The sequence below is a fragment of the Streptomyces sp. NPDC001093 genome (assembly GCF_040298985.1).
Lineage (GTDB): Bacteria > Actinomycetota > Actinomycetes > Streptomycetales > Streptomycetaceae > Streptomyces.
On sequence record NZ_JBEPBF010000021.1, the window covers coordinates 43,051 to 56,305 of the forward strand.

Annotated in this window: 9 protein-coding genes; 3 read left to right on the forward strand and 6 right to left on the reverse strand. The window is 69.9% G+C overall.

Going from position 1 to position 13,255, the window contains the following annotated elements:
- Positions 1 to 124: 124 nt before the first annotated feature.
- Positions 125 to 940: a class I SAM-dependent methyltransferase gene (locus ABT288_RS13570; protein WP_351606430.1), complete on the reverse strand. Its 816-nt coding sequence runs from the start codon at positions 938 to 940 to the stop codon at positions 125 to 127.
- 114 nt (positions 941 to 1,054) lie between these two features.
- Between ABT288_RS13570 and ABT288_RS13575 the strand changes: the two genes are divergently transcribed.
- Positions 1,055 to 1,327, forward strand: coding sequence for a transposase domain-containing protein (locus ABT288_RS13575; protein ID WP_351606314.1), 273 nt, complete (start codon positions 1,055 to 1,057; stop codon positions 1,325 to 1,327).
- Positions 1,328 to 1,590: 263 nt separating this feature from the next.
- Here the strand turns inward: ABT288_RS13575 and ABT288_RS13580 are convergent, their stop codons facing one another.
- From ABT288_RS13580 to ABT288_RS13595, 4 genes are all read right to left on the reverse strand, one after another.
- Entirely contained in the window at positions 1,591 to 1,962 is a 372-nt protein-coding gene (locus ABT288_RS13580; RefSeq protein ID WP_351606317.1) for a LysR substrate-binding domain-containing protein, read from the reverse strand.
- Positions 1,963 to 2,263: 301 nt separating this feature from the next.
- Positions 2,264 to 2,671, reverse strand: a complete 408-nt coding sequence (locus ABT288_RS13585) for a hypothetical protein (protein WP_351606320.1) — start codon at positions 2,669 to 2,671, stop codon at positions 2,264 to 2,266.
- A 373-nt stretch (positions 2,672 to 3,044) separates the two neighbouring features.
- Complete coding sequence (locus tag ABT288_RS13590) at positions 3,045 to 3,659, reverse strand: DUF4328 domain-containing protein (RefSeq protein WP_351606323.1); 615 nt, start codon at positions 3,657 to 3,659, stop codon at positions 3,045 to 3,047.
- A 664-nt stretch (positions 3,660 to 4,323) separates the two neighbouring features.
- Positions 4,324 to 4,923 (reverse strand): isochorismatase family protein, encoded by a 600-nt coding sequence (locus tag ABT288_RS13595; protein WP_502972751.1) that lies wholly within the window; start codon positions 4,921 to 4,923, stop codon positions 4,324 to 4,326.
- Positions 4,924 to 5,805: 882 nt separating this feature from the next.
- Here ABT288_RS13595 and ABT288_RS13600 point away from each other — a divergent pair.
- Entirely contained in the window at positions 5,806 to 9,324 is a 3,519-nt protein-coding gene (locus ABT288_RS13600; RefSeq protein ID WP_351606325.1) for a family 78 glycoside hydrolase catalytic domain, read from the forward strand.
- A 718-nt stretch (positions 9,325 to 10,042) separates the two neighbouring features.
- On the opposite strand, the gene ABT288_RS13605 is transcribed toward ABT288_RS13600, so the two are convergent.
- Positions 10,043 to 10,666, reverse strand: a complete 624-nt coding sequence (locus ABT288_RS13605) for a TetR/AcrR family transcriptional regulator (RefSeq protein ID WP_351606328.1) — start codon at positions 10,664 to 10,666, stop codon at positions 10,043 to 10,045.
- A gap of 234 nt (positions 10,667 to 10,900) precedes the next feature.
- Here ABT288_RS13605 and ABT288_RS13610 point away from each other — a divergent pair, with 234 nt between their 5' ends.
- On the forward strand, positions 10,901 to 13,105 hold the full coding sequence (locus ABT288_RS13610) for an MMPL family transporter (RefSeq protein ID WP_351606331.1): 2,205 nt from the start codon (positions 10,901 to 10,903) through the stop codon (positions 13,103 to 13,105).
- Positions 13,106 to 13,255: the final 150 nt, after the last annotated feature.

Genomic DNA, 13,255 nt, shown 5'->3' on the forward strand with positions numbered 1-13,255 from the left:
TGCGAAAGCGGTCCCGACCCCCTTCCGGTGGCCATCGGGCGGGCACGCTTCGTCGTGCGGTTTGGTTGCCAGAGCCACAACTGAGGAACAAGGCCCTGCGCTGCCGAACGAGGCGGGAGGCGCTCTACCGGCGGACCGCCGAGATCAGTCCGCCGGGCCGCTCCTCACGCTGCGGCGGGGTGCTGATCGGGCGGCCGTAGGCGGCAGCGCACTCGCGCAGGGTGTGGCTGCGGGCCTCCCAGCCGTGCCCGGCCAGCCAGCCCACCGGGTCGTCGGGCATCTCCGAAACCCACATGGACGCCGCCGATCCCGGCACGGCGTCCGCGCCGAAGCGTTCGATCACGCCGCGTGTGCCCAACGTCAGCCCCATCCGACTGCCTGCCGCCGACTGGGCGCTGATCCGGGTCAGCAGCAGTTCCACCGCGTCCTCGGGCAGATAGATCAGCAGTCCTTCGGCGATCCACACGGTCGGTACCGCCGGGTCGTGCCCTGCGGCGGCCAGCGCGGCCGGCCAGTCCTCACGCAGATCCACCGCGACGGTGATCCGCTCGCAGCGTGCGACGGCCCGCTCCTGGCGCAGCACCGAAGCCTTGAAGTCCAGTGGCGCGGCGGTGTCGACCTCGAACAGCCGGGTGCCCTCGGGCCAGTCCATCCGGAAGGCCCGGCTGTCCATGCCGGCGCCGAGCAGCACGACCTGCCGGACACCGGACGCGGAGGCCTGCTGCAACAGGTCGTCGAGGAACTTCGTCCTGATGACGATGGAGAACGCCACGCCCAGCCGGCGGCGTCGGGCGGCCTCGTCATCGGGCAGCGGCGGCGAGGAGGGCCCCAGGCCGCCGGCGGTGGCGAAGGCCTGTGCCAGTGGGTCGCGGAACAGCGCGTTCTCCCGCTCGGTCTCCAGCGCCCGCACCCTGGCCACCCCCACGGCCGTGGCCCACACTCCCGACGGCTGCACCCGCTCCTGCTCATCAGTCACCGTGCCAGCCTAGAGGCAATACCGGTGACTTTGGGCTTCATTGTTCGTTGAGCAGGGTGTGCCAAGGCCCGTCAGGCGATGCCGTCAGGAGACGAGCGGCTGTCGGATCAGATCGTGCTTGGGGCGCTGACCAGTGCGTTTCCGCCGGAGCTGGTGGATGAGGTGGTCGCGGAGTGCGGGCGGGCCGAGCAGCGACGCCGACTGCTGCCGGCCCGGGTGGTGGCCTATTTCGTGCGGGCGATGTGCCTGTTCTCCGGCCAAGGCTATGAGGAGTCGCTCGGCTGCTCACACACGGGCCGGAGCGGATGGGCCGCTGGACGGGGATGTGGCGGGTGCCGACGACCGCGGTGATCGACCGGGCGCGACGACGGCTGGGAACGGAACCGCACACGGCTCCGCGGAACTGGAGGGTGACGCGGTACGCCGTCACCTGGCGGGCTCCGTCTTCTCAGCGGCGCGCGGACCGAGGACCCTCACTCTCTTGGAGGGCGGGGAGGTCGGCGTGCGCGGCATCGACGGCTTCCGGGTACGCCTCCTGCCTGGCGTGCTCGGCAGGCGCGCGGGTAGATGCTCGCGATCGAACGTTTGCGAGAGCGCGCCCCGAGGCTTGCAGGTCACGGGGGTGGGGTGGAGCCGCGGGTGTGGACAAGGTCGTAAGTGAACAGGACGAAGGCGCGGGTGGCGGCGCTGCGGTAGGTGCCTTGCCGATGCAGGAGGGTGACGGTGCGTGCGGGCAGGGGCGGGTCGAGGGGGAGGGGGCGAGGTGTGGGTGGTCGTGGGTGATGGCGTCGGGCAGGACGGTGGCCAGAGGGGGTGCGTTGGAGGGTTTCGGTGAGGCCTTGGATGGAGTTGGCCTCGACCGTGATGCGGGGGGCGACGCGGTGGCCGGCGAAGTAGGCGTCGATGTGGCTGCGGGTGGCGAAGTCGGCGCTGAGCAGCGTCAGTTGTTCGCCCTTCAGGGCGTGGACCAGGTAGGAGTTCGCCATACCTCCTGCTGGAGGAGAGCAATACGCAGACGTGCCAAAATACCTCCAACGGTCGTCACGATGTGTGACGGGGTTGCTGATTAGCGACACGAGCACCGCACCTTCCATGGCCGCTACCCGATCGTGCACCCCGCCCTGGGCAGTCCCTGCCTCCGCTGCGCAACCCACACTCCGAGCGCGAGACGGGCTGATGGCGGCGGCAGGCCGCAACTGACCGGCCGCCAGACGGATTGCGTGCCCTGCAGGTCGCGGGCCCGCCCGACCAGATCAGGAAAGAGCACCAGCCGCACCCAGGCCGCGGTCAGGAGTAGGGGCGGTACCACGGCTTCTTGCGCGGCGGCAGGCGGTGGGCGAAAAGGTGTGCCAGTTGGGCCTGTTCGTCGGTGGTGAACACCGCGGAGGGAAAGAAGCTGGTGCCGGTGGGGCTGGTCAGATACCAGAACCCGCGGTGGAAGCGGGCCTCGCGGTAGGCGTCCAAGCGCACTGTTGCTTGGTTGACCGCGGTCTGCAGGTGGTAGTCCGTGTCGGTGACCCGCACGGTCCATGGTCCCCGCATCTGGGTGGCGGCACGGCGTGCGGCCATCGGTATGCCCAGTGCCTGGACGAGGGCCAGGACGGCGAGGCACACGCAACCGAACGTGCCCAGCTTCCCGTCCACGAGCACTTTCAACAGCCCGAACACGATAACCAGCGCCGAGGCGATCGTCATTCTCCGCATCACCGGTGCGTTGCGGAGAGCGATGCGGAACTGGCGTCGCGACAAGGTGAAGGTAGCCGATACGTCCATTTATGTGCTTTCTGCGCTATGGCTGGTGTGAGGCGGGCGATCGCGTTACGGACAGTTGCCCACGGACGGCCTTCTGCGCCCGAGGCGGGTGACGCCGTGCGGCGAGGGACGGGCGTGTCGGCGGCCGTCCCGACGCCGCTTGCCGGGGGTATCCGCGACGGCCCGTCGCTGTCTTGAGACGTGCTCCGGCAAGAACAGGGCCGGGGCTGTCTGGGACGTCCTGACGGACGGCCTGGCGGGTCTGGGATCCCGACCGGCAGGGGTGGGGCTTGGCAGGGCTCAGGGTGTCGGTCGGTCACGGCCGGACGGCGGCGGCCTCGGCGAAAGGGTGGGGCGCTTGTTGCATGCGGGTGAGCCTGCGGACGAAGAGGATGGCCAGGGCGGCTGCCACCGCGTTGAGGAGGTCGCCGACTGCGGCGAGAGCAGTCGCGTGACGCAGTCCGGCGAGGGTGGTGGCCGAGTCCATGAAGGTGGAGCCGGCCCGGTCCATGACGGCGGAGGTGATGGTCAGGGCCCACCAGGCGTTGACCGGGGCCTTGGACACGGTGCGCCAGGAGCCATCGCGTGCGCTCTGGGCGCTGGCCTGCCAGATCTCGCTCGCGACACGGTAGGGCAGCCACAGGTTGCCGACGGGGACGAACCAGGCGCCGATGGCCCATCCACGGGCCATGGTGCACACGTCCTGGGCGAAGTACTCGGCGTTGACGCGTACCCGGTAGAACCAGGCGATGAAGACGACCCCCGCGACCACAACGGCACCGATCTGGGCTTTCCCGGCCACATCGAGGACGTCAGCGTCGTGGACGGCCTGGCCGGTGGAGCCGGTCAGCGCACTGCCCAGGTGGCCATACAGGCCGACACCGGCCCAGACGGCGAAGATGTCCACCGCGGCGGCGACACCGAGCAACACTGAGGCAGTGGCAGCCAGAGCCTTGACCGAGCGCAGCGCGGGGCCTTCGGCCGATCTGCCAACAGGACCATAGGACATGTCAGAACCCCCCAAAGGAACACGTCCTCACCCACGAGCGAGGACCGGTGAACGTGCGCGCCACCCCATGGGCCGGAGAAAGCCGGAGAACTCCTGCGGCCATCCGAGCACCGGCCAAACAGGTTGCACTGGTGCCGGGTGACGGTTCCCGATCGCGTCGCCTGGTCAGGGCGGCGGACGGAAAACCCATGCTGCTGCCGTTGTCCAGCCCGCTCCATCGGCCGAACTCCGCACATACCGGAGGCCGTTGGAGGATGTGACTACGGCAAGCCGCGGCAGGCTCGGCAAGAGTCCCGGGCGCGTCGCGGTGATCCTACCTGTGAAGAAGTTGTGCTCGTGCACCCCGTCTTCACTTTCGGCCCATGCGTCGAGCGAAGCACTGCGGATGGACCAGAACCTGCCAGCCGGGTGATGGCTCCGCATCTCCGCGAACGCAGAAGCGCAACGCTTCACGCCACAAGGGGTGTGGGGCTCGGAACGTCGCCCGTTGGGATCCCCCGTGTGTCGCGAACCTACTGTACGGGTTCCGTGAACTTCCTGTGACGATGGCCACGTTGTCTGTGCACCTGATGCCGCCCCGTAGCCGTCATCCACCGAGGACGACGGGTTCGCCGGTGAGTGCGACGCCGGCCTGGCGTAGTTCCTCGATGGCGTGGTCGGTGGTGTCGGTGGCGACGCCGGCGGTGTAGTCGAGCAGGACAGTCACGGCGAAGCCGGCTTTCGCGCCGTCCAGCGCGGTGGCCTTCACACAGTGGTCGGTGGCGATACCGACGACGTCGACATCGCTGACGTTGCGCGTGTGAAGCCAGTCGGCCAGGGATGCGCCGTCCTCGGTCGAGCCTTCGAAGCCGCTCTTCGAGGCGGAGTGCGCACCCTTGTAGAAGACCTCGTCGACGGCACCGGAGGCGGCGGTAGGCGCGAAGTGCGGGTGGAAGCCGCTTCCCTCGCTGCCGGCCACGCAGTGCACGGGGAAGGAGTTTTGGTAGTCGGGGTGGTCGGAGAAGTGGCCGCCCGGATCGATGTGGTGGTCGCGGGTGGCGACGATGTGCGCGTACTCGCCGCCGGCGGAGCGGCGGACCATCTCGGCGATGGCGCGGGCTCGGTCGGCACCGCCCTTCACCGGGACGCTGCCGCCCTCACAGAAGTCCTTCTGCACATCGACGACGATCAGAGCACGGGCACACAGTACAATCCCTTCCTCGCAGGAACCGTGCTCGTATGCCTGCCCGTCCGCTGGGAACGGACGCACCGCGGGCCCGTGATGCACCCAAACGACCCGACGCGCACGTTGACGCTGCCCGACGCCCCCAACCACTCCGCCGACTACCGCATCTGCGACGCCGGTGCCTGCACGCCGAGGGGATACCGCCCCCGGGGCCCCGGGATTCACGCCGGTGCTCTGTGCGCGCTTGTGGCGTCGGCGGTGGACCCGGTGGCGGAGAAGGGGGTAGCCGTGAGGGTGCGGCGGTGCCGTCCGGAGGGCGACGGCCGAGCCCTGGTACCTCGCTCGAACTAGATCGTCCCGGCGACATAAGCCCACGACTGCGGAAGTACTCAAGACTGCGGTGCGGGGTGCCCGCGGTGGCGCCTGCACCGAGCCAACGCCCGCATTTCCCCGACCGAACGAGCTGTGAGCCCCACAACAGCCGTGCCCACCACGACCGTTGACGACTCTCGCAGGCGCCCCTACAGTACCCTCGACATCTCGTAATGAAACGTTTCAATGCGCTGCATCAAGCCGGATGGGCACCGTGAGATGGCGCTGCCGATCCCGCCTCGCTCACCCCCCGCCCGGCCACCACAGCAGAGGTGGCCAGAGAGAAGGAGTACGGCGTTGAGCAGTGACGCGACGCACCACACAGGTTCGGCTCGGCCCGATGAAGACCAACCTCGGCTCAGCAGGCGACGCTTTCTGAGCGCCGGCTCGGGCATCGCGGCCGGCGTGCTCGCCGCCGGCTCCCTGCTGTCGCACCCGGATGTCGCAGCAGCAGCCCCACACACCGCCGCACCCGGTCCCGTCGACCTGTCGGGTGCCCACTGGGTCTGGTACCCCGAGGGAAGTCCGCGCGTGACCGCTCCCACCGCCTACCGGTACTTCCGCAGGACATTCAGCGTCCCGGCCGGCAGCACCAGTGATGCTCAGTTCGTCGTCACCGGTGACGACACCGTGGATGTATGGCTGAACGGACAGCACCTGGCCGCTTCTGCGCGCACCGCGGATTCATGGCGGGGCGCCGTCTATGTCGACCTGCGCCCCGCGCTCATCAGCGGGAACAACACGATCGCGGTCGCCTGCAGGAACAGCGGCGGTCCTGCCGGGCTGCTGGGACACGTCCACATCACCACGGACGGCGGCACGACCGACCTGGTCACGGACGGCAGTTGGCGCTCCGCGCAGTCGGTTCCCACAGGTTGGGAAGAGCCCGCGTTCGACGACTCAGGCTGGCCGGCCGCCATGGACCTGGGCGCCTACGGCATCTCCCCATGGGGTTGGAACGTCGCCGCGCCGGACCTCTCGGCGGTATCGCCGCTCAGCGCCGCGGGCCTCACCCTCGAGCACCAGGTCACGCCACTCGGGGTGGACGCGCCGAATCCACGGTTCGGCTGGACCCTGGACTCCGCGACCCCCCAGCAGCACCAGGCCGGATATCAGATCCAGGTCTCCTCAACCAGCGTCGGTAACGGGGACGTCTGGAACAGTGGCCGAGTCTCCTCGGCCCAGCAGGTCGACATCGCGTACGACGGCTCCCCACTGCACAGCCTCACCCGCTACCACTGGCGGGTCCGCGTGTGGGACACGCAGGGGCGGGCGAGTGCCTGGAGCGACCTGCAGTGGTTCGAGACCGGGCTGCTCGACTCGGCCGGCGAATGGCACGGCGCTTTCATCGGCCAGGCCGCCGCACCGAATTTCGCGGGGGCGAGCTGGGTCTGGTATCCCGAGGGCGATCCCGCGTCCTCGGCACCGACCGGCACCCGCTACTTCCGCCGTACGGTCACGCTCTCCAGTGCCCCGGCAAGCGCGTTACTGGCCATCACCGGAGACGACACGGCCGATGTCTGGGTCAACGGCGTGCTGGTGAGCTCCTCGCCGAGGGTCGGCGACTCCTGGAAGAGCGCCGCACTCGTCGACCTCACCTCGCATCTGAGGTCAGGCGCCAACACCATCGCGGTGTCCTGTACGAACACCAGCGTTTCCCCGGCCGGGCTGCTCGCCAAGCTCATCCTGCCCGGCGGTCAGGTCATCAACAGTGACACCTCCTGGAAGGCCTCCCAGTCCGGGCCCGCGGGTTGGAACACCTCAGGTTTCGATGACAGCACATGGCCCGCGGCGATGTCCGTCGCCGCGGCGGGCAGCGGCCCATGGGGCGCCCAGGTACGCGTGATCACCCCCGCTCCCATGCTGCGTAAACGCTTCACCATCTCCAAGCCCGTGGCGTTCGCCCGGCTCCTGACGACCGCACTGGGTCTGCACGAGACCCGCCTCAACGGCGCCAAGGTCGGCTCCGACGTCCTGGCTCCGGGCTGGACCGACTACAAAAAGCGCCTTCAGTACAAGGTCTTCGATGTCACCGACCGGCTCCAGCAGGGCGCCAACGCCCTCGCGGTCTGGGTCGGCAACGGCTGGTACAGCGGCAGCATCGGCTTCGCCGGCAGCCAGCACTATGGCACCCAGCCGTGGTACTCGGCCCAACTGGTGCTCACCTTCACCGACGGCTCCTCGCAGACGATCGCCACCGACAGCAGTTGGAAGACCAGCACTGGAGCCATCAGGGCGGATGACCTGTACAACGGCGAGACGTACGACGCACGCCTGGATGTCCGTGGCTGGGACGGCGCCGACTTCGACGACTCCGCGTGGGCCACCGTGACTGTCTCTCCGGTCTCGTTGCCCATGTTGGTGTCACAGGTCGACGGCGGGGTCACCGTTCAGGCCGAGCTCTCACCCGTGGCCATCACGCAGCCGCAGCCGGGCGTGTGGATACTGGACCTGGGCCAGAACTTCGCGGGGTGGAACCGGCTCTCACTGTCCGGCCCGGCCGGCACCACGATCACGATGCGGCACGGCGAGGTCCTCAACCCCGACGGCACGCTCTACACGGCCAACCTCCGCGCAGCCCAGGCCACCGACCGTTTCGTCCTCGCCGGCACCGGCTCCGCCGAGACCTACGAGCCGCGCTTCACCGTCCACGGCTACCGCTACGTCGAGCTCACCGGTCTGCCGCCCAGCGTGACCCCGACGAAGAGCACCGTCACCGGCCGTGCCGCCTGGACCACGGCGGACCAGCTCGGCACCTTCACCACCTCCGACAATCTGCTCAACCAGCTTCAGCACAACATCACGTGGGGGCAGCGCAGCAACATGCTCTCCATCCCCACGGACTGCCCGCAGCGGGACGAGCGTCTGGGGTGGACGGGAGACATCGCCGCCTTCAGCGCCACCTCCACGTTCAACCTGGACGTCCACCGGTTCCTGGCGAAGTTCGTCGACGACCTCATCGACGACCAGCAGTCCAACGGAGCGTTCACCGACGTCGCCCCGAGCGTGATCAATGGTTCCGGCACGGCCGGCTGGGGCGACGCGGGTGTCATCATCCCGTACACCTTGTGGCAGCGTTTCGGGGATGTGCAGGTCGTCGACCGGCACTTCACGGCGTTCGCCAACTGGGTCGACTACCTGCGCAACACCGCCGGCAGCGACCTCATCCGCAACCAGCAGACGTACGGCGACTGGCTCAACGTGAACGACGAGACGCCCCATGACCTGATCTGCACCGCGTACTTCGCGTGGGCCGCGCGGCTGGTGGCCCGGATGGCCGGTGCCACGGGTCGTACGGCACAGGCCGCGTCCTACGGGCAGCTGGCCGACCAGGTGGCGGCCGCCTTCGCCGGCCGGTACATAGGATCGGACGGTTCCGTCGGCAGCAACACCCAGACCGGGTACGTACTCGCCCTCGCCTTCGGCCTGGTGCCCACCGCGCTCGTCCAGCGGGCCGCGGACAAGCTCGCCGCCAAGGTCGCGGCCGGCGACGGGCATCTGACGGTCGGGTTCCTCGGCGTGGAGAACCTCCTGACCGTCCTGGCAGGCAACGGGCATACGGATGTCGCCTTCCGGATTCTGCTGCAGAGCGATTATCCCGGCTGGGGCTACATGATCAGCCGCGGCGCCACCACCATCTGGGAGCGCTGGGACGGCATCCGCACCGACGGCTCCTTCCAGGACCCGGGGATGAACTCGTTCAACCACTACGGCCTCGGCTCGGTCGGCGACTTCCTGTACCGGCACATCGCGGGGATCGGCCCAGCCACGCCGGGTTACCGGACCCTGCTCATCGCTCCCCAGCCGGGCGGCGCCCTGACCTCGGCTTCGGGTACCTACCGGACGCCGTACGGGACCGCCGAGAGCAGCTGGTCCGTGTCGCAAGGCGAGTTGACGCTCGAGGTCACCGTTCCCGCCAACGTGACCGCCACCGTGGTCGTACCCACCTCCCAGCCCGGCTCGGTGAAGGCCCCCGCTCAGGCCGTCCCGTCCGGGTCCGCCACGTACTCACTTCCAGGGGGCAAGTACAGCTTCAGCGCCGCTGTGTGAGGCGCGGTGATGAGAGCTGAGGTACCCCGGGCGCACGTTCCCCCCGGCACCTCAACTCCTCCTGAGCAACGGCTCGCTCACGCGTGGAGCGGGCCGTGGAGCCATTCCTGCTGAGGCGGCAGGAACAGATCCCGCTTGTCAGACTGATCGCAGGATGGGTGAGTCATGCACCGGCCCCGCGGAATCAGCAGTGGAACCCTGCTCCTCCTGTGTCTGCGGGTCCGTTGCGCACGGTTCTTGCGCCTGGCTCCGGCCGGTGGCCGGTCGGGCCTCTGGAACCTGGCCTGCTCGGCAGCCATGAGTGGCGGGGAGCGTGGGCCGGGCGGGTCCTTCGGAGGGGCGGCTGGATGCGGGGCGTGCCGTCCGGTGGGGGTGACGGTGACGGTGACGGGAGCGGCTGCGTCCGGGGGATCGAGGACGACCTGGGCGGCACGCGCCCCGGGACCGTGGGGGCCTTCGCCGAGCGCATCGAAGACACCGGCGGCCTCCCTCGGCTGACGGCGAGTCAAGGCCGGCGGCGCCCCGGACCTAACTGAGGGCCTGAGCAGCCCTGCTGACGCCGAGACCGAAGTCGCACGTGCACTCGGCCGACACCGCGGCCAGGCGGACACTGCGGCGACGCAGCCGCGGCGGCGGGCCGGTGAGGCGGTGGGGCCGACCTACTGCCGGGCCGTGCCGAGCCGTGCCGGCGCCGTTCCCGTCGGCTCCCCGCCCGCTGTCAGGGCCGTTCGGGAGAGCCGATCCCGCGCAGTATCTGCAAGGCTCGCAGCAGGGGTGCTGGGCCCGTGTCCGTGAGGCCGGAGGCCCGGCGCGCCCTGCGGGTGCGCAGTACGGCGCGCACCGCGGACAGGGCGGCGCACGCGATCACCGCGGCCGTGAGGTCGGCGTCCGGCGTGTCCGGCGGAAGTCTGCGCTCGACCAGGACGGTGAGCCGCTCCTCGAAGTCGGAGAAGGCCTGGACGAGCCGGGCCGTGACGACGTTCTCGATGCCTTGGACCGGATGACTGAGGGCGGTCAGAGTGGAGGCGGCGAACGGCTCGGCCGCCTCCAGCAGGGCGTTGCACACCGCGCCCAGGGGGTCCTCGTCCGCGGGACGCCGGGCGAGGGCGTTCTCGACGTAGGCGAAGATCTCGACGCCGTCCGGGAGCAGCAGCGCCTCCTTGCTCTCGAAGTAGCGGAAGAAGGTGCGCGCGGAGACGTTCGCGTACGCGGCGATGTCCGCGACCGTCGTGGCCTCGAAGCCGCGTTCTCTGAACAGGTGCGCGGCCCCCTCCAGCAGGCGGCGCCGCGTCTCTTCCTTCTTGCGTTCGCGCAGTCCGGCGGGGGTGAGCTCACTGGGCATGGTCCGAAGCCTCCCGCCATCGTGTCGCGACTGTCAATTGACACACATGCCACCCACGGCTGGCACCTCGCGGTTTGGCGCACCCCGCACCCGCGGCGCGGCCCCTGGTGCGCACGCACCCTCCGTGCGCCGCAGAGCGTCGCTCCAGCAAATGACACCACTGACAATTGTCATTCATGACACTTCGCCTCTAGAGTTCGTGTCACTCGTGACACTTTCTTCCTGGAGGCCACGGTGGCCCGATCTCTGCAGCACCCGCCCGCGCCGAGCGGGGCACACACCGCCACCCGTCCGGCGACCGACTTCGCCGCGTCCCGCCGCGGACTCGGCCGCCTCGGCGGCTTCTGCGCCCGGCACCCGGCAGCGGTGGTCGCCGCGTGGCTGCTGGTCCTCGTCGCTGCCCTGGCCGGACGGCACCTCGCCGCGCCCACCTTCAGCGACCAGGTCAGCCTGCCCGGCGCCGCCTCACACACCGGCGCCGATCTCCTTGCCACCTCGATGCCGGAAGCGGGCAGGCCGGGCGGCAAGGTCGTGTTCCACACCAGTTCCGGAGCCGTGGCCGACCAGCGGTCCGCGCTCGAGCGAACCCTGGCCGACCTCCGGGGTCTGCCGCACGTCACTGCCGTCTCCGCGCCCGTCACCAGCGCCGACGGACGCACCGCGTACACCGTCGTCTCCTTCGACGAGCAGCTGAAGAACCTCGGCCACGCCTACACCGGGCAACTGGACAAGGCGACCGGCCCCGCCCGGGCGGCGGGGCTCGGCGTCGCCTACGGCGGCGATCTGGATCAGGTCGTCCGTGCACCGGCCGACGACAAGTTGAGCGAGAGCGTAGGCGTCGTCACCGCTCTCGTCATCCTGCTGCTGGCCTTCGGCAGTGTCCTCGCCGCGCTGCTGCCGCTGGCCACCGCGCTGATCAGCGTCGGGGTCGGCCTCGGCATCGTGGGCATCGTCGCCGCCACGCTCTCCTTCGCAACCTCGGCCACCACCCTGGCCGGCATGATCGGCCTGGGTGTCGGCATCGACTACGCCCTGTTCCTGACGACGCGTTTCCGCCAAGACCTCATCGAGGGGCGCGATCCGGCCGACGCCGCGGCCCGCACCGCGCACACCAGCGGACGCGCCGTCCTCGTCGCCGCTCTGACCGTGGCCGTCGCCATGCTCAGCCTGTATGCCTGCGGGCTGACCTTCGTCGGCAAGATCGGCCTCGCCGCCACCCTCGCCGTCGTCGTCACGGCCGCTGCCGCCGTCACCCTCGTACCGGCGGCCCTGGGGCTGGTCGGCAGGCGCATCGACCGGTTCCGGCTGCGCCGCCCGGTCGCCGAGGGCACGGCGGCCGGCGACGGCCGGAACCGCTATGCGGATCTCGTCGCCCGGCGGCCCTGGACATTCCTCGTCGTCGGCGTCGCCGTCCTCGGCGTGTGCTCCCTGCCGCTGCTGTCGATGCGCCTGGGCCACGTCGACGCCGGTGCCGACCGACCCGGCAGCAGCACCCGCACCGCCTACGACTGGATCGCCCACGCCGACGGGCAGGGCTTCGGAGCAGGGGCGAACGGCCCGATCGTCACCGTCGTCGACGTGAGCGGCGCGAAGTCCCCCGTCGACCGGATCACGGGCGACCTGACCACGGCCCTGAGAACCACCCACGGCGTGGCCGCCTTCACCCCGCTCAAGGCGAGCGCCGACGGCAGGATCCTCGTCACCACGCTCACCCCGACCACCGGCCCGCAGGACGCCGCCACCGGCGACCTGCTCGACACCCTCGCCGGGCGGACGCTGCCGGAGGCCCTGAACGGCACGGGCGCCAAGGCCTACCTCACCGGCACCGTGGCCGGACAGGCCGACTTCCGGGACACGGTCGGCGAACGGCTGCCCATAGTCATCGGCATCGTCCTGGTCCTCGCCTTCCTGCTGCTCATGACGGTCTTCCGCAGCCTGGTGATCCCGCTCAAGGCCGTCGTGCTCAACCTGTGCACCACGGCCGCGTCCTACGGCGTGCTCGTCGCGGTCTTCCAGTGGGGCTGGGGCGACTCGCTGCTGGGGCTGTCGGAGCCGGTGCCCATCGAGTCGTACGTGCCGATGATGATGTTCGCGATCGTCTTCGGACTGTCCATGGACTACGAGATCTTCCTGTTGTCCCGGATCGCCGAGGCCTGGCACCGCACCGGCGACAACCGGCTCGCCGTGGGGGAGGGGCTGTCCGCGACGGCGCGCGTGATCTCCGCTGCCGCCTTCATCATGACCGCGGTGTTCCTGTCCTTCACCACCTCGCCGACCGTGGTCGTGAAGATGCTCGCCCTGGGGCTGGCGATCAGCGTGATCGTCGACGCCACCGTGGTCCGCCTGATCCTGGTGCCGTCCGCCATGTTCCTCATCGGCCGGGCGAACTGGTGGATACCCCGCCGGCTCGACCGGGTCCTCCCGCGCCTGCACGCCTGACCGCCCGCCGACCGATCCGGAGCAGTGACCACGTGAGCCCGAACCCCCGCGGGAAGACCCGCCTCATCGTGGCCGCCACCGCCGCGACCCTGGCCCTGCTCACCTGCGCGACCGACCTCCTCGTCGAGCACCGCACCGAGGAGCGGGTCG

Bases quoted from the DNA above. Each gene is read 5' to 3' on its own strand.
- ABT288_RS13585 (WP_351606320.1), bottom strand. From the start codon at position 2,671: ATGACGATCGCCTCGGCGCTGGTTATCGTGTTCGGGCTGTTGAAAGTG.
- ABT288_RS13605 (WP_351606328.1), bottom strand. From the start codon at position 10,666: ATGCCCAGTGAGCTCACCCCCGCCGGACTGCGCGAACGCAAGAAGGAA.
- ABT288_RS13575 (WP_351606314.1), top strand. From the start codon at position 1,055: ATGCCGTCAGGAGACGAGCGGCTGTCGGATCAGATCGTGCTTGGGGCG.
- ABT288_RS13580 (WP_351606317.1), bottom strand. From the start codon at position 1,962: ATGGCGAACTCCTACCTGGTCCACGCCCTGAAGGGCGAACAACTGACG.